The 16,144-nt window shown below is 70.0% G+C and carries 13 protein-coding genes; 7 read left to right on the top strand and 6 right to left on the bottom strand.

Annotated features, from left to right (window positions below; all coding sequences use genetic code 11):
- Positions 1-54: 54 nt before the first annotated feature.
- Positions 55-288, bottom strand: a complete 234-nt coding sequence (locus tag ACLQ6X_RS01915) for a hypothetical protein (RefSeq protein WP_411698470.1) — start codon at positions 286-288, stop codon at positions 55-57.
- A complete protein-coding gene (locus ACLQ6X_RS01920) occupies positions 282-1,781 on the bottom strand; it encodes an SDR family NAD(P)-dependent oxidoreductase (RefSeq protein ID WP_411698471.1) in 1,500 nt (499 codons plus the stop codon). Before ACLQ6X_RS01920 ends, ACLQ6X_RS01915 begins: the two co-directional genes overlap by 7 nt.
- A 168-nt stretch (positions 1,782-1,949) precedes the next feature.
- Here ACLQ6X_RS01920 and ACLQ6X_RS01925 point away from each other — a divergent pair, with 168 nt between their 5' ends.
- Positions 1,950-2,936, top strand: a complete 987-nt coding sequence (locus ACLQ6X_RS01925) for a septum formation family protein (RefSeq protein ID WP_411698472.1) — start codon at positions 1,950-1,952, stop codon at positions 2,934-2,936.
- A gap of 24 nt (positions 2,937-2,960) precedes the next feature.
- Here the strand turns inward: ACLQ6X_RS01925 and ACLQ6X_RS01930 are convergent, their stop codons facing one another.
- The gene (locus ACLQ6X_RS01930) at positions 2,961-3,935 is read right to left on the bottom strand and encodes a helix-turn-helix transcriptional regulator (protein ID WP_411698473.1); all 975 of its coding nucleotides are present in this window, start codon (positions 3,933-3,935) and stop codon (positions 2,961-2,963) included.
- 102 nt (positions 3,936-4,037) lie between these two features.
- On the opposite strand from ACLQ6X_RS01930, the gene ACLQ6X_RS01935 reads away from it, so the two are divergent.
- The 4 genes from ACLQ6X_RS01935 (at position 4,038) to ACLQ6X_RS01950 (ending at position 10,202) form a co-directional block, all read left to right on the top strand.
- The gene (locus tag ACLQ6X_RS01935; RefSeq protein WP_411698474.1) at positions 4,038-4,505 is read left to right on the top strand and encodes a VOC family protein; all 468 of its coding nucleotides are present in this window, start codon (positions 4,038-4,040) and stop codon (positions 4,503-4,505) included.
- A gap of 100 nt (positions 4,506-4,605) precedes the next feature.
- Positions 4,606-5,793, top strand: a complete 1,188-nt coding sequence (locus tag ACLQ6X_RS01940; protein ID WP_411698475.1) for a winged helix DNA-binding domain-containing protein — start codon at positions 4,606-4,608, stop codon at positions 5,791-5,793.
- A 38-nt stretch (positions 5,794-5,831) separates the two neighbouring features.
- Positions 5,832-7,490 (top strand): hypothetical protein, encoded by a 1,659-nt coding sequence (locus ACLQ6X_RS01945; protein ID WP_411698476.1) that lies wholly within the window; start codon positions 5,832-5,834, stop codon positions 7,488-7,490.
- Positions 7,491-7,559: 69 nt separating this feature from the next.
- On the top strand, positions 7,560-10,202 hold the full coding sequence (locus ACLQ6X_RS01950; protein ID WP_411698477.1) for a DEAD/DEAH box helicase: 2,643 nt from the start codon (positions 7,560-7,562) through the stop codon (positions 10,200-10,202).
- Positions 10,203-10,311: 109 nt separating this feature from the next.
- On the opposite strand, the gene ACLQ6X_RS01955 is transcribed toward ACLQ6X_RS01950, so the two are convergent.
- Positions 10,312-11,562: an FAD-binding protein gene (locus ACLQ6X_RS01955; protein WP_411698478.1), complete on the bottom strand. Its 1,251-nt coding sequence runs from the start codon at positions 11,560-11,562 to the stop codon at positions 10,312-10,314.
- A 40-nt stretch (positions 11,563-11,602) separates the two neighbouring features.
- On the opposite strand from ACLQ6X_RS01955, the gene ACLQ6X_RS01960 reads away from it, so the two are divergent.
- Both ACLQ6X_RS01960 and ACLQ6X_RS01965 read left to right on the top strand, forming a co-directional pair.
- Complete coding sequence (locus tag ACLQ6X_RS01960; protein ID WP_411698479.1) at positions 11,603-12,277, top strand: esterase/lipase family protein; 675 nt, start codon at positions 11,603-11,605, stop codon at positions 12,275-12,277.
- A gap of 28 nt (positions 12,278-12,305) precedes the next feature.
- Positions 12,306-13,673 (top strand): MFS transporter, encoded by a 1,368-nt coding sequence (locus ACLQ6X_RS01965; protein WP_411698480.1) that lies wholly within the window; start codon positions 12,306-12,308, stop codon positions 13,671-13,673.
- A 116-nt stretch (positions 13,674-13,789) separates the two neighbouring features.
- Here ACLQ6X_RS01965 and ACLQ6X_RS01970 read toward each other — a convergent pair whose 3' ends face one another.
- Entirely contained in the window at positions 13,790-15,217 is a 1,428-nt protein-coding gene (locus tag ACLQ6X_RS01970; RefSeq protein ID WP_411698481.1) for a DUF222 domain-containing protein, read from the bottom strand.
- Positions 15,218-15,297: 80 nt separating this feature from the next.
- Positions 15,298-16,125: a UbiA family prenyltransferase gene (locus tag ACLQ6X_RS01975; RefSeq protein ID WP_411698482.1), complete on the bottom strand. Its 828-nt coding sequence runs from the start codon at positions 16,123-16,125 to the stop codon at positions 15,298-15,300.
- Positions 16,126-16,144 lie beyond the last annotated feature (19 nt).

The raw sequence follows: 16,144 nt of genomic DNA on the forward strand, positions 1-16,144 counted from the left end.
AGTCAATTCAAACGTATGGACTTGGCAACCCCCGGGCAGCGACGGGTATTCCCGTCAGCGCGGCCGGGGAGCGGGGGGCGGCGGAACCTCTTTCGCCGCGATGACGTCGGCGAACGCGATGGTGGTGAGCCCGCGTACCGTCGCGACCACGCAGTGGGTGGCGTCTGTGCCCGAGAGGTAGCCGAGCGCGTCGGTCGCCGAGCCGGCGGGGTCGTCGTGCAGCGCATAGCGGATGACGACGCGGGTGCCGTCGCCGGCCCCCTTCAGGAACTCGACCGGGGTCACCATGAGCTGGGCTTGTAGTCCTTGAGGAAGATGCCGAACAGGTCTTCGCCGTCTTCGCCGCGCACGATCGGGTCGTAGACGCGGGCCGCCCCGTCGACGAGGTCGAGCGGGGCGTGGAAGCCCTCCTCGGCGAGGCGCACCTTCGTCGGGTGCGGACGCTCGTCGGTGATCCAGCCGGTGTCGACGCTCGTCATCAGGATGCCGTCGGTCTCCAGCATCTCGCGTGCGCTGGTGCGGGTGAGCATGTTGACGGCCGCCTTGGCCATGTTGGTGTGCGGATGACCCGGACCCTTGTAACCCCGGCCGAAGACACCCTCCATCGCCGACACGTTGACGATGTACTTGCGGTGCGCGGTCGACGAGGCCATCGACGGCCGCAGCTTCGAGATCAGGATGAACGGCGCCGTCGTGTTGGCGAGCTGCACCTCGAGCATCTCGAGCGGGTCGACCTCGTCGACGTGCTGGGTCCAGGAGTTGGCGTCGTGCAGGTCGGGCAGCAGCCCGCCCGCGTCGATCGCGGTGCCGGCGGCGAGGCGTTCGAGCGACGACGACCCCGCGGTCATGGCGAGCTCGGTGAGCTGCTCGGCGCGCGACGCTGCGGCGGCGAGGATGGGGTGCGCCGTCACCGACTGGGCGAGCGCCTGCGGGTGCGGGTCGTTGGTGTGGCCGAAGGTGACGAGCTCGGGCAGCGGGCCGTCGGGCAGCGGGGCGAGCTCGCCGTCGACCAGCGGCTGGTAGGCGCCGGGGGAGCGCCGCACGGTCTGCGTGGCGTTGTTGATCAGGATGTCGAGCGGCCCCTGTGCGGCGACGGACTCCGCGAGCCCGATCACCTGGGCGGGATCGCGCAGGTCGATGCCGACGACGCGCAGCCGGTCGATCCAGTCGGCCGAGTCGGGCAGGCTCGTGAACCGTCTGACGGCGTCGCGCGGGAAGCGGGTGGTGATCGTGGTGTGCGCTCCGTCGCGCAGTAGGCGCAGGGCGATGTACATGCCGATCTTCGCGCGCCCGCCGGTGAGCAGTGCGCGCTTGCCGGTCAGGTCGGTGCGGGCGTCGCGCTTCTCGTGGCTCATGGCCGCGCAGTCGGGGCAGAGCTGGTGGTAGAACGCGTCGACCCGGGTGTACGGCTGCTTGCAGATGTAGCAGTTGCGGGGCTTCATGAGCGTTCCCGCGGTCGGGGCGGTGGTGCTCGCGGCGATCGGCACACCGCGGGTCTCGTCGTCGATGCGGTCGGGGGCACCCGTGGCGGTGGCGGCGACGACGGCGCGGTCGGCGTCGGCGATGGTGGCGCGCTTGTCGAGGCGGCGTTCCTTCTTGACCGACTTGAACATCTTCGCGGTGGCGCGGCGCACGGTGACGAAGTCGGGGTGTTCCTCGTCGATCGCCGCCATGGACTCGAGCACGCGCAGCGTCACGGCCAGGTCGGCGGGATCGATCGCGCTGCCGGGCGCGGCTGCGGCGTCGTCGGGAACGGAGGGGGAGTCAGGCTGGGAAGGCACACACGATTCTAAACGAAGACGCCAAGCCCCCGCCCGGGCCGCCCCGGATCGCAGCGCGCAGCCAGGCGGCAATGTTCACCGTCGGTTCAGGTGCTGTCGGCCAGACAGACGTGAGAATGGGTCGACTCGTCGCGAAGATGTACCACCTTCCGAAGAATTGAGCGCCCGGTGTCGACCTCCTCCCGTCACAACAATGTCCACCACCTCGACAACTACCGCCGGGGAATCGCCTACGCCTGTCTCGCGATCCCGCTCACCATCGTGGTCTGGTTGTTCGTCTGGCAGTTCGGACTCATTACCTCCGTCGTCGCGTGGGCTGCCGCCGCGCTCGCCGTGCGGCTCTACCGCTACGGATCCGGGTGGCCGCCGGCACAGAGGGGCGCGGTCGCCGTCCTGACCATCGTGATCGTCACCATCTTCGCCAGCCTGACCGCCGCGTTCGTCTACGACGCCGCGCGCGGCTACTTCGCCGAGCCCTCGGCGTCGATGCTCGTGCTCGGCAGGGCGCTTGCGGATCCCGCCTTCGGCGACTGGTTCGTCACCCTCTACCTCCCTCAGCGCGACGTGTGGGCGCCATGGCTGCTGAACCTCGTTTTCGCTCTCCTGCTCAGCCTGCTCGGCGTCGCTCCCACGCTCGCCCGCGCGTTCCGCGGAGAATCGGCCGGGCGCAGGGTCAGTGTCTTCCTCATCCCGCTCACCCTGGTGCTGGCGGTCGCGGGGGTCTGGTCGTTTGTGGTCGTGCCCGCAAACGAATTCTCGGCGCCGACGACCACACTGCCCTACGTCGTCGGCGACTGCCTCCCCGAGAGTCGGGAGATCGCCGAGGCCGACGACGGGGGAGAGTCGCTCCGCGACCGGCCGGTCGCGTGCGATACGACGCACGCAGCGGAGGTCGTCTGGGCCGGCACCGTCGACGAGCCGGCCTGGAGCGGCGTGCGCCCCGGCGAGGACTACTTCGACGGAGCCATGGGCGCGCACTGCTCGGAGGCGTTCTCGGCCTATGTCGGGGTCCCGTGGGGTCAGAGCACCCTGCAGCTCGTCTATTACTTCCCTTCGGTGTCGTCGTGGACCGCATACTCCGACCGGGACATAGCGTGCGCCGTCTACGACCCGGCGGGTACGATCGACGGCTCGCTCGCGGGGGCGGCGCGCTGACGCGAGCGCACGTGCCCTCCCGGGCTACGCGCCCGCTGTTGCCGCGTTGCGCGCGGCGAGCAAGCCGAATGCCGTGGCGAGTTCCGGCGGGTGCACGACGACGAGGTCGGTGTCGAAGCGGTTGAGCGAGGCGGCGAGGGCCACCCACGACCAGGAGCCGACCTCGAGGCTGCAGCGGTCGGGGCCGAGGTCCTCGACGATGCCGTCGCCGGCGAACGGGAGCACCTCGGACGCCGGTAGCCCCAGCACGACCTTGCCGACGCAGGGCCACCGGTCGGTCTCGTCGGAACCCTTGAAGCGCCCGGCCACGAACCGGGTGACATCGCCGCCCGGCACGTCGCGCGGTCGGAATCGGCCGCCGCCGGGGCTGCGCGGGGTGATGCGGTCGGCGCGGAAAAGGCGCCAGTCGTCGCGCTCGAGATCCCAGGCGACGAGATACCAGCGTCCGTGCGAGGTCACGAGGTGGTGCGGCTCGACCCTGCGCCGCACCGGCTCGTCGTCGGGGCTGCGGCCCGCGTAGTCGAAGCGCAGCACCTCGTGGGCGCGCGCCGCGGTGGACAGCGCGACGAGTACGTCGGGGGCGACCGCATCCGGCACGCCGTCACCCGGGCGGGCCGCGATGGTCGTGAACTCGAGGGCGTCGAGCCGGTGGCGCAGGCGCGAAGGCATCACCTGGCGCACGGTGGTCAGGGCACGCACGGCCGCTTCCTCGATGCCCGCTCCGGAGAGGGTTGCCGCGCGCAGTGCGACCGCCAGCGCGATGACCTGGTCGTCGTCGAAGAGCAGGGGCGGCAGTTCGCTTCCGGCGTCGAGCCGGTAGCCGCCATCCGGACCCATCGTCGCCTGAATGCTGTATCCCATGTCGCGCAGGCGGTCGACGTCGCGCCGCACGGTGCGGTGGCTGATGCCCAGCCGTTCGGCGAGCACGGCGCCGGGCCAGTCGCGTCGTGTCTGCAGCAGAGACAACAGACTCAGCAGGCGCGAGGTGGTCGTCGTCATGACGTCGAGTTTAGCGAGGTCTAGGACTGAAACTGTCCTATACGGCTGTGAGACTGGACAGCGTCGGGGAAAACCCCGGCGCCGTTCTCACTAGGAGCAGACATGAGCATCACGACGACCACCCACCTCAACTTCCGCGGCGACGCCCGGGCGGCGCTGGAGTTCTACCAGTCCGTCTTCGGCGGCAGCGTCACGATCGCGACCTATGGCGACTTCGGCATGCCCAAGGACCTTCCCGGCGCCGACGGCGTCGTCTTCGGGCAGGTCGAGAGCGAAGACGGCTTCCGCGTCATGGCCTACGACATCCCGGGGCAGTCGGGAGGGTCGGCCGCCAGCGCGGGGTCGACGCACCGGGAGAACGGCGCCACCGTCACCGACCAGCCGTTCTTCGTCTCGGTGCGCGGGGAGACCCTGCACGAGGTGCAGGGCTACTGGGAGAAGCTGTCCGCCGGCGCCTCGATCGTCGAGCCTCTGGCCGCGTCCGCGTGGAGCCCCGGTTTCGGCATGCTCACCGACGGCTTCGGAGTGACCTGGATCCTCGACGTCGCGGCGGCCAACACCGCCGAGTAACACCTGCGGCGCGGGTGACGATTAACCCGCGCCGCACCCCCGTCTCGGCCGACTCCCGGGACGAGACCGAGACCACGCAGTAAGACGGGCGGATGACATCATGCGGCACATTTCCGACGGTGAACGACGCGCTCGACTCGCGACCCGGCACGCGCTGACGAGCGACTCGCGCGTCGAGACGCTCGAGGAGGCAGCGGGTGCCGTCGTGGCGCTGCACGCGACCGACGCCCCGAGCGTCTACCTGTCGGCGTGGGCGAGGATGGCGCGTGTCACGGTCGCCGACATCGACCGGGCGCTCTACGACGACCGGGTCGTGGTCACGCAGCTCGCGATGCGGCGCACGCTGTTCGCGTTCCCGCGCCACCTCGTGCCCGCCGTGCTCGGCAGCGCGGCGGCGCGCGTCGCGACCTCCGAACACACCCGCATGGCTCGCGACGTCGAGCGCGCGGGCATCGCCCCGAACGGCAGCGCGTGGCTCGAGGACGCGCGGGCGGGGGTGACGTCGGCGCTCTCGGGCGGCCCGGGCGCGTTCTTCGCGGCGGAGCTGCGCCGTGCCGTGCCGCTCATCGACGTCACCGTGCCGACGACGGCGGACGAGAGCTGGTCGGCACCGCAGGTGCTCACCCTCCTCGGCGCCGAGGGCACCATCGTGCGCGGACCGTCGAGCGGCAGTTTCCCCACCGCGCGGCCGCTGTGGACTCTGCCGGCGCGATGGCTGGGGTCTGAGGTGGCCGTGATGGACCCCGCCGACGGGTACCGCGAGCTCGTGCACCGGTGGCTGCGCGCGTTCGGCCCCGGAACGGAGGACGACATCGTCTGGTGGCTCGGTGCGACGAAGGCCGCCGTGCGACTCGCGATCCGAGAGCTCGACGCCGTGCAGGCGACGCTCGACGGCGAGCAGCGCGGCTGGATCCTGCGTGACGACGTCGACGCGGTCGCGGAGCCCGCACCCTGGACCGCCCTCCTCCCACCCCTCGACCCGACGGTCATGGGGTGGAAGGGCCGCGCCTTCTACCTCGGCGGGCGCGGCCCGCAGCTGTTCGACAGCCGGGGCAACGCGGGCACCACGGCCTGGGCCGACGGGCGGGTCGTCGGCAGCTGGATACAGGACGCGCAGGCGGTCGTCAGCGTCCGCCTGCTCGAGCCGGTGTCCACCGGCGCCAGGGAAGCACTCAACGACCAGGCGTCACGCCTGACCTCGTGGCTGGGCGGGGTGCGCAGTCCGACCGGGTACCGTTCGCCCGCCATGCGCGCCCAGGAGCGGGAATGGGAACACGGGAGCCGATAGCCCAACCCGCGCACGTGCCGGGGCGTAGCGTGTCGGAGATGAGCCCCGTGCACAAACGTGTCGTCGCCCTCGTCGTTGTGCACGGGATGGGTGCCCAGCGCCGCAGCGAGACATTGCTCCAGTGGTCCGAACCCCTACTGCGGCGGCTCGACTGGCTGTCACGCGGGTCCGGCGGCGACGGGGTCACCTTCGAACGGGTGGCGCTGGCGGGCGATTCCCCCGACGAGGTCAATGCACGCGTGCGGTTCCGCGGCGACGAGGGTGCCCAGCACGAGGTGGTGCTCGTGGTGACCGAGGCCCGCTGGGCGGAGTCGTTCCTGCCCTTGCAGCCCGGCGAGGTGTTCTCGTGGGGAGGTTCCTTCGCGTGGCGCGCCCTGCTGCGCCTCGGCGTGCACTTCTCCCGCATCCTCTGGGTCAATCCGTGGTGGCGTGTGGCGAGCGCCCCGCTCGTGGCGGCGCTCTGGGTGGCGCTGTTCGCCGTCGGCCTGGTGCTTGCACTGCTGTTCCCGCTGCTCGGGCTGCTGCTGCTCGTACCGGGGCTGTCGGCCCTGGTGCGGGGAGTGACGAGCGGGCTCGCCGAGTTCGTCGGCGACGTGGCGGTGTGGACGAGACGGCCCGTGCGGGCCGCGGCCATGCGCGCGGTGGTGCGCGACGGCGTGCGGGCGGCGAGTGTGCGGGCGGCTTTGCTCGCTCGGGCGGAGGGGGTCGAGGTCGACGCCACGCGGGTCGTGCTGCTCGCCCACTCGCAGGGAGCGACGATCGCCGCGCAGACCCTGTTCGACTCGGCAACGGGGGAGCCGCGCACACCGGTCGACGCGTTCGTCACGGTGGGCAGCACGCTGACGCTGTTGGGGGCCCCGCGTTGGACGAGCGGGCGCTTCGCCGGCGTGCGCGCGGCCGTCGCCGGGGTGCGGCGCCCGGGTTCGGGGTCCGCGGGTTCCGGCGCACGATTCAGCCCGGTCGAGGAGTGGGCGCGACTGAATCGCCCGCCGCGCTGGCTCAATCTCTGGGCCGTCTGGGATCCGTTCACGGCCGGAACTGTCTCGACCAGCATGCGGGCGAGGGAGCTCCGCTGGCGCGAGGTCAACGGCGGGCCCGCCACCGAGGCGACAGGGCCCGAGGAGCACCCGGTGCACAACACCGCGAATCCCTTCACCGACCACCAGTCGTACGCGCGCAATACCGCGCAGGTGATCGACCCGCTCGTGCGGCTGCTCACGGGGTCAGCGCTCGCCGACCCCGCCGCGTCGGCGAGGAGCGCGGCGCACGCGCGCGGCGTGCGGCAGCTCGGCGCGGGGCGCATCCTCGCCCTCTGTCTCGCACTGGTACTGCTCGTCTCGCCGACCGTGCCCGCGGCGCTCGACCCGGTCGTCGACCTGTTCGCCCCCGGCGCGGGGCAGTTGCCCGCGGTGCTGCGGGCGGTCGTCGCGGTGGTCGTGGGCATCGTGGCCCTATGGGCGAACGGCTCGCTCTGGCGCGCATGGGTCGAAAAGGTCGAATGGGCACCGCCCGGCACGACCGCGCGCCGCGTCTGGATCGGCGGCTTCGTGCTGCGAACCGTGCTGCTCGGCGGCCTGTGGTGGGCGCTCGGCGGTCCCGCCGTGATCCCTCCCGGGTGGGCGGCGCTCGCCGCGGTCGTCGTGCTGGTGCTCCCGCAGGTCGGGCGCCTTCCGCGCGTTCTGCCGGAGCGCCGCTGAGCGTCGCCGAACCTGGCTTCGGGTGCGCTGGACGCGACGCCGGGCGCAGTAGGGGATGATCGAAGCATCATGCCTGAGGATGTCGCCACCACCGCCCCCGCGACGCTGCTCGAGCGCGCCCCCCGCCCCTTCGACGCCGACCAGGCGTTCGAGAACTTCTCCGAGTGGGCCGCCGACCGTGGCCTGAGCCTGTATCCGGCGCAGGAGGAGGCGCTCATCGAGATCGTCTCGGGCGCGAACCTCATCCTCTCGACCCCCACCGGAACCGGCAAGTCGCTCGTCGCGATCGGCGCCCACTTCGCCGCGCTCGCGCAGGGCAAGCGCAGCTACTACACCGCGCCGATCAAGGCCCTCGTGTCGGAGAAGTTCTTCGCACTCGTCGACATCTTCGGCGCCGAGAACGTCGGCATGGTCACGGGCGACTCGTCGGTGAACCCCGACGCTCCCATCATCTGCTGCACGGCCGAGATCCTCGCCAACGTCGCGCTGCGCGGGGGAGACCAGAGCGACGTCGACCAGGTCGTGATGGACGAGTTCCACTTCTACGCCGATCCCGACCGCGGCTGGGCCTGGCAGGTGCCGCTGCTCACCCTGCCGCACGTGCAGTTCATCCTCATGTCGGCGACGCTCGGCGACGTGTCGCGCATCGCCGACGACCTCTCCATCCGCACGGGCCGCGAGACCGCCGTCGTCACCGGTGTCGAGCGCCCCGTGCCGCTCAGCTACAGCTACGCCACGACGCCCGTGCACGAGACGATCGAAGACCTGCTCGCCACCGGGCAGGCGCCCATCTACATCGTGCACTTCTCGCAACTGGCCGCGCTCGAACGCGCCCAGGCGATGACGAGCATCAAGATCGTCAGCCGCGAGCAGCGCGACGAGATCGCCGCGGCCATCGGCGACTTCCGGTTCACCACCGTCTTCGGCCAGACCCTATCCCGGCTCATCCGTTCGGGCATCGGCGTGCACCACGCCGGCATGCTGCCCAAGTACCGCCGGCTCGTCGAACAGCTCGCGCAGCAGGGCCTCATGCGGGTGATCTGCGGTACCGACACCCTCGGCGTCGGCATCAACGTGCCGATCCGCACGGTGCTGTTCACGGCTCTCACGAAGTTCGACGGCGTGCGGATGCGCCAGCTGACCGCGCGCGAATTCCACCAGATAGCGGGTCGCGCCGGTCGCGCCGGGTACGACACAGCGGGCACGGTGGTCGCGCAGGCGCCCGAGCACGAGAGCGAGAACGCGCGGCTCGTGGCCAAGGCGGGCGACGACCCGAAGAAGATCAAGAAGATCGTGCGCAAGAAGGCGCCAGACGGCTTCGTGTCGTGGGGCGAACCCAGCTTCAACCGTCTCATCTCCGCAGAGCCGGAGACCCTCAACTCGAGCATGCAGGTGAGCCACTCGATGATCCTGAACGTGATCGCGCGGGAGGGTGACGCGTTCCAGGAGATGCGCGACCTCATCTTCGAGAGCCACGACCCGTGGCCCAAGCAGCTGGCGATGGCGCGCAAGGCCCTGGCGATCTACCGCACGCTGCGCGCGGCGGACGTCGTGACACAGGTGCCGCGGATCGAGCCCGTCGAGACCTCGCCCGCGCTCAAGTCTGCGCTCGAGGGTGTCGACGGCTTCGACAGCGGCGAGTACGAAGACTGGAACGCGCAGCCCTCGGCAGCCGACATCCACTACGACATCCGACTCACCCTCGACCTGCAGCCGAACTTCGCACTCAACCAGCCGCTGTCGCCGTTCGCCCTCGCGGTCTTCGAACTACTCGACCCCGAGTCACCCAGCTACGCGCTCGACATGATCTCCATCCTCGAGGCGACCCTCGACGACCCGCGGCCGATCCTGTCGCAACAGCAGTTCCTCGCCCGCGGCGAGGCGGTGGCCTCGATGAAGGCGGAGGGCATCGAGTACGACCAGCGCATGGAGCTGCTCGAGCATGTCACCTGGCCGAAGCCGCTCGAAGAGCTGCTCGACGCGTCGTTCGAGCAGTACAGCGCGACGCAGCCGTGGATCGGCGACTTCGAGCTGAGCCCCAAGTCGGTCGTGCGCGACATGTACGAGCGCGCCATGACCTTCGCCGACTACGTGGGCTACTACAAACTCGCCCGCAGCGAGGGGATGGTTCTCCGCTACCTCAGCGACGCCTACCGGGCGGTGCGGCAGACGGTTCCCGACGAGGCAAAGACCGAGGAACTGCTCGACCTCATCGAGTGGCTCGGCGAGCTGGTGCGGCAGGTCGACTCCAGCCTCGTCGACGAGTGGGAGCAGCTGATCAACCCGACGGCGCCCGGAGAGAAGCCCGTGCTGCCGCCCGCGCCGCCGTCGATTCTGACCAACCCGCGCGCTTTCCGCGTTCTGGTGCGCAACGAGCTGTTCCGGCGTGTGCAACTGGCCGCGTTGGACAAGTACGAGGAGCTGGGTGCTCTGGATGCCACGTCGGGATTCACCGCAGACGTGTGGGGTGACGCGATGGACGCCTACTTCGACGTGCACGACGATCTCGCTACCGACAGCGACGCCCGCAGCTCGGCGATGCTCATCGTGGAGGAGGGCGCCGAGACCTGGACCGTTCGTCAGATCTTCGCCGACCCGGCCGGCGACCACGACTGGGGGATCAGCGCCACGGTCGACCTGGCCGAGTCGGCCGAGCTCGGCATCGCGGTCGTGAAGGTGACGGCGGTCGGCCGCCTCGACGCGTTCGCCTGATCGCTGGTCGCCTGATCGCTGGTTGAGTAGGGCCGTCTGCGGCCCGTATCGAAACCTCGACGGGTTTCGATACGGTCGCTAAGCGACCTACTCAGCCTGCACCGCGGGCTCAGTAGACCGTGCGCTCTAGGAACGCGTTGCCGAACTTCCGCTGCGGGTCGAGCCGCGCCGCCAGCTCGCGGAACTCGCCGAGCCGCGGGTAGAGCGGCTCGAGGTCGCCGCGGTCGGCCGAGAACACCTTTCCCCAATGCGGCCGCGCGCCGAGCGGCAGCAGCAGGGCTTCGATCTCGGGCAAGACGGCCCGCACCTCGGCGGCGAGCGGCTTCCAGGTGAAGTGGATGCCCACCGCGTCGGTCTCGTAGGCGCCGCTGAGCCAGAGGGAGTCGGCCGCCATCGTGCGCAACTCGGTGACGAGCAGCAGCGGGGCGATGCGCGGCCCGAGCGACCGCACGGCCTCGATAGCCGCGATAGCGTTGCGCCGCGGCACGAGGTACTCGCTCTGCAGCTCGTCGCCGTTCGACGGGGTGAAGCCGAGCTTGAAGTGGGCGAGCCGGTCGCTCCAGGGTCCGGCGATGCCGCCCTGCTGGGTGACGTTCGCGGCCGGCTGGTCGGGCAGCATGTGGCGGCCGACGTCCTGCCGCGGTGCCCCCAGAATGCGTTCGGGGGGCGCCGCGGCATCCATCCGGCTCTTGATCCAGACGGTGCGCAGGGTGTCGCCGAGCCAGTCCGTGAACAGGCTGACGCTGTAGGCGCTCGAGGTCACGGCGTCGAAGTCCGCGAGCAGGTCGGCGAAGGTGAGGTCGTCGTAGAGGTCCTGCCGCACATCGAACGTGGGCTGGATGTCGAGGCTCACCCGCGTGACGATGCCGAGCGCGCCGAGCGCGACGACGGCGCCATCGAAGTCGGGCTCCCCGCGGTGCAGCGTGAGCAGTTCGCCCGACGCGGTCACGAGCTCGAGTGCCGAGACCGCGGAGGAGAGGGTCCCGTTGGTGTCGCCGGATCCGTGGGTGCCGGTCGCGACGGCACCAGCGACCGATATGTGCGGCAGCGAGGCGAGGTTGTGCAGCGCCCAGCCCTCCCGTTGCAGCTCCGTGGCGAGGTCGCCGTACCGCACGCCGCCGCCGACCGTGACCGTGCGGCTCTGCGGGTCGATGTCGATCGGCGAGTCGAGCCGCTCGAGGCTGAGCAACGTTCCGGGGCTGTCCGCGAGGTCGGTGAACGAGTGGCGGCTGCCGAGCGCTCGCACCCGCGTCGCCGCCGCGACAAGGTCTTGCACCTCGCCCACGCTGGTCGGACGCGCGAGCGCCTCGGCCGTGTACTCGTAGCTGCGGGCCCAGTTCTCACCGACGTTGGTAGACATTGCACCATTCTGCGCCCACGACGGATCGTAGACTGACCACATGCTCGGTCGCGCGAAAGTCTGGCTCTCCGACTATGCCTACGCGGCGCGGGTAAGCCTCGGCGCCACACTCCGGCACCGCACCGTGCCGAAGCCGCGGGGACACCTGGCTCCGGTGCTGCTGATCCCCGGCGTCTACGAGCGCTGGCAGTTTCTGCGAGCGGCGGGCGGTCGCCTGGCCCGCGCGGGACACCCGGTGCACGCCGTCGAGCTGCTCGGCCGCAACGTCGACGCGATTCCGGATGCCGCGGCCACCGTTCAGCGTTACATCGACGAGCACGACCTGCGCCATGTCATCATCGTCGCCCACAGCAAGGGCGGGCTGATCGCCAAGCACATGATGCTCTTCGACGACGTCGAGGGCCGCATCGACCGGCTGGTGGCGATCGCGTCGCCGTTCCAAGGCTCGAGCCTGTCGAAGTACATGCCGGTGCGCCCGCTGCGGGCGTTCATCCCGACCGACGCGACCCTCACCCTGCTCGCCGCCAACGCGGAGGTGAATTCGCGCATCGTCTCGGTCTTCGGCGACTACGACCCGCACATCCCCGGCGGCAGCGAACTGCCGGGCGCGACGAACGTGCGGGTGCCCGTTGACGGACACTTCCAGCTGCTCGTCGACCACCGCGTGCTCGACGAAGCTGAAGCTGCAGTGAACTCGACCCCCGCAGCGGAATGAAACTGCCCCGCTGGTGTTGACTACGAGCATGACGCGAAATCAACGCCTGGTGCTCACGATCGCGGTTCTCGCGTCGTTCGTCACGTTCCTCGACGGTTCGGTGATCAACGTGGCGTTGCCCGCGATCGAGGAGGAGCTGGGCGGTGGCATCACCACCCAGCAGTGGGTCGTCGACGCGTACGCGATCACGCTGGGCACGCTCATCTTGCTGGCCGGGTCGCTGTCGGACACCTTCGGCCGGTGGGTCGTGCTCAAGGCGGGTCTCTACGGCTTCGCGGTGACGTCGGTGCTCATCGCCCTCGCGCCCACGGCGGAGTCGCTGGTGATCCTGCGCGGAGCGCAGGGTATCGCGGGCGCCCTGCTCGTTCCGAGTTCGCTCGCGATCATCATTGCGACGTTCCGCGGCGCACCCCAGGCGAAAGCCATCGGCACGTGGACGGGCTGGACGAGCGCGGCCTTCCTCGTCGGGCCGCTGCTCGGCGGACTCTTCGTCGACTACCTCAACTGGCGCCTCGTGTTCGCGATCAACATCATCCCGATCGCCGTCACCCTCGTGCTGGTCTCCCGCCTCGGGGAGAAGAATGTGCGGCCGGAGGGCGGAGGCATCGACTGGTTCGGCGCCGTGCTCGGCATCGTCGGGCTCGGTGGTCCGGTCTTCGCGCTCATCGAGCAGGCGAACTTCGGCTGGACGAGCCCGGTGATCTACCTGCCCTTCGTGCTCGGCCTGCTGGCCCTGCTCGCGTTCATCCTGCGTCAGCGCACAACCAAGCACCCGATGGTGCCTCTGGGGCTGTTCAGCGTGCGCAACTTCTCGGTCGGAAACATCTCCACCACCCTTGTCTACGGAGCCCTGTCGCTCGGTGGCTTCATCGTCACGGTATTCCTGCAGCAGGTGGGCGGCTTCTCGGCCACCGCAGCCGGCCTCGCGTTCCTGCCGATGACGCTCATCAGCATCGCGCTCTCGTCGTTCTTCGGCGCCCTCGCCGGCAAGTACGGTCCGCGCCTGTTCATGGGGCTCGGCCCGATCATCGGCGGCATCGGCTACCTCCTGATGCTCGGCATCGGCGAGGACGTGAACTACTGGACCCAGGTCTTCCCGGGGGTCGTGATCTTCGCGCTCGGTCTCACCATGACCGTCGCGCCGCTCACGTCGGCGATCCTCGGCTCGATCGCGCCGGAGCAGTCGGGCATCGGTTCGGCCATCAACAACGCGATCTCCCGCATCGCCGGCCTGATCGCCATCGCGTTCGTCGGCGTCATCGTGGGCTCGCAGTTCACCGTCGATTCGTTCCACCGCGGGCTGCTGGTCACGGCGGTGCTGTTGATCCTCGGCGGCATCGTCTCCCTCATCGGCATCAGCAACCCGGTGCACGAGAAGGTGCCCGAGAAGAAGTAATGGTCGGCCGCCGCGGCTGAGGGTTCGCGCGTAGGGGATTTCGACAGGCTCAACCCGCGTGGTCGGCCCGGTCCGCAAGGTCGGCCCGGTTCGCACGGGCTCACCGCGCGGGACGGTCATCGTGCGCCCTCGACTTCGCGACGGTAGTCGCGCATGATCGGGCTCTTGGAGGGCAGGGGTCTTCGAGTCTGGGCCGGGTCGATCGTGGGCGGGGGTATGAGGTAGAAGTCGGTGCCGATTCTCTCGATCTCCCAGCCGTTGTTGTGGCAGAGGAGATGGTGGAATCTGCAGAGCAGTATGCCGTCTTTGAGATCGGTTCTGCCGTCGTCTCTGGCCCAGAATCTGATGTGGTGGGCTTCCGTCATGGAGGGTGGTTTGTCGCATTCGCCGAACATGCAGCCGCCGTCTCTGACCGCGAGAGCGATGCGTTGCTTCTTGGTGAAGAATCGCTGCTCTTTTCCGACATCGAGGGGTTGCCCGAAGCTGTCGAGGGTGACCGCGGTGGTCGCGCCGCCGCAGGTGAGACGTTCGACGGTGGCGAGCGAGACCGGGTCGGGGTTGCCCTCGATACGGCCGTGGCCGGAACCGGCCTGCACGGTCTTCTTCGTGACGAGCACCCGGATCGCAGCGCCGCCGGTGCCGAGCAACTGCGAGGAATCGGCGTCCGCCCCGGCCTGCAGCAGGCCGAGCAGGGTATCGGAGGCGAGCTGTTCGATCGTGCGGGGGTCCGCGGCGATGCGTTCGGCGGTGACCTTGTGCTCACCGCTGACGAACCGCACGTCGCGTTTGGGTGATGTGGCGCGGTCGTAGAGTTCGGTCACGACGGCGTAGTTCTCGGGGTCGAGATCCCAGACGACGCGCCCCATGCCGTTCGATAGCCGGAAGTGGCGCAGGGAGCGCCTCTCGAAGCGCTCCTTTTCTCGATCGGCGATGCCGGCCTCGTCGAGGTCGTCACGGAATTCTCGGGCGCGCCTGAGCAGCCGGTCGACATCGAGCGTGGCGGCCAGTTCGCACAGTTGCCGGGCGGCGTCGGCCAGTGCCGAGGCGGGCACGTTGTCGGTGGGGGCTCCCATTCCGGTGCGGATCGCATCCGCCGCCCCGATCGACAGGGCGCCGGCAGATACGGCACTGGCCACGCACGCCAGCCACGGTTCGCCCGACTCGACGGCCAACCCGGTCGCGGGGTCGACGCCGAGGTCGACCGCGGCCTCCCGCACCAGCCGCCCGACCCGCACCGCCGTCGTGACCTCACGCCCCGTCGACCCGGTAGTGGTGCGCAGCAGCTCTTCGGTGCTGCGGAACCCTTCCCGCTGGGCGAGCCCCGAGTGCCCCATCTCGCGGGTGGACCGGGCGGCGATCTCGCCGGCGATCAGCGCCAGGTGGGCGTCGGCCAACTGCTTCTCACGGGCGGCCAGCCTCGACAGCTCGACGAGAGCCGCGTCATCCGCGGTCTGAAAATCTGCGACGTACTTCGACACCGCGCCGAGGGCCGCCACGGCAGCGGTGAACTGCTGCGTGAGACCGGAAGCCGATGCATTTGTCATACTTCAATGCAACCACCTTCGAACACACATTCGAGTGACGATGGGAAAACTGGGGACAAAAATCCGGCCCCTGTGGAGAACTACGCCGCCAGCGCCAACAGCGCCACGTTCACGAGCGCCGCCGCCATGATCAGCTGGAAGAGCAGCCGGGTCGGGGGCCGGGTCAGCGCGAGCCCCCCGCACACGGCGGCGAGCCCCAGGGTCAGCGCCAGCCCGGCCCACTGAACGGCCCCGGGGTCCCCGGCTCCGAAGACGACGAGAACGGATGCCGCGGCCAACGCGAGGGCGATGGTGAGTCCGCTCGCCCGCCGGCCGAGCCGGTGGGGGAGCCCGGCGACCCCCGTGGCCGCGTCGTCGGCGAGGTCGGGCAGCACGTTGGCGAAGTGCGCCGACACTCCGAGCAGGGCGCCGGCCGCGAGCATCCACCAGGGGGCGAACTCCGGCGTCTCGGCGGCGAGGGTGACGATCGCCGGCAGCAGGCCGAAGCTCACGATGAACGGGAGCACCGAGAACGGCGAGCGCTTGAGCCACGCGTTGTACGCCCACGCGGAGGAGATGAAGACGAGGTGGGCGACCGTGGCACCCCACCCGAGCGGCACGGTGAGAAGCACCGCGAGAGCCGCGGTGATGATCGACACGGTTCGCACCGTGGCCACGTCGATCCAGCCTCGGGCGATCGGCTTGTCGCGGCGTCCGACAGCCTTGTCCCGTTCCGCGTCGATCCAGTCGTTGGACAGGCCGACGGACACCTGGTTGAGAAACACGGCGAGGGTCACGAGGGCGAGACGCCAGGCGTCGAGCCCGGCACCGAGGGCGAGAACGGCGGTGACGACGGTCACGGCGACGGTCGGGCCCGGGTGTGTGGACAACGCGAGTGCTACGGGGCGTGCTGGCGCGTTATCGGGCATATCAAATGCTATTCCGATA

This window comes from Conyzicola sp., assembly GCF_046714715.1.
GTDB lineage: Bacteria > Actinomycetota > Actinomycetes > Actinomycetales > Microbacteriaceae > Conyzicola.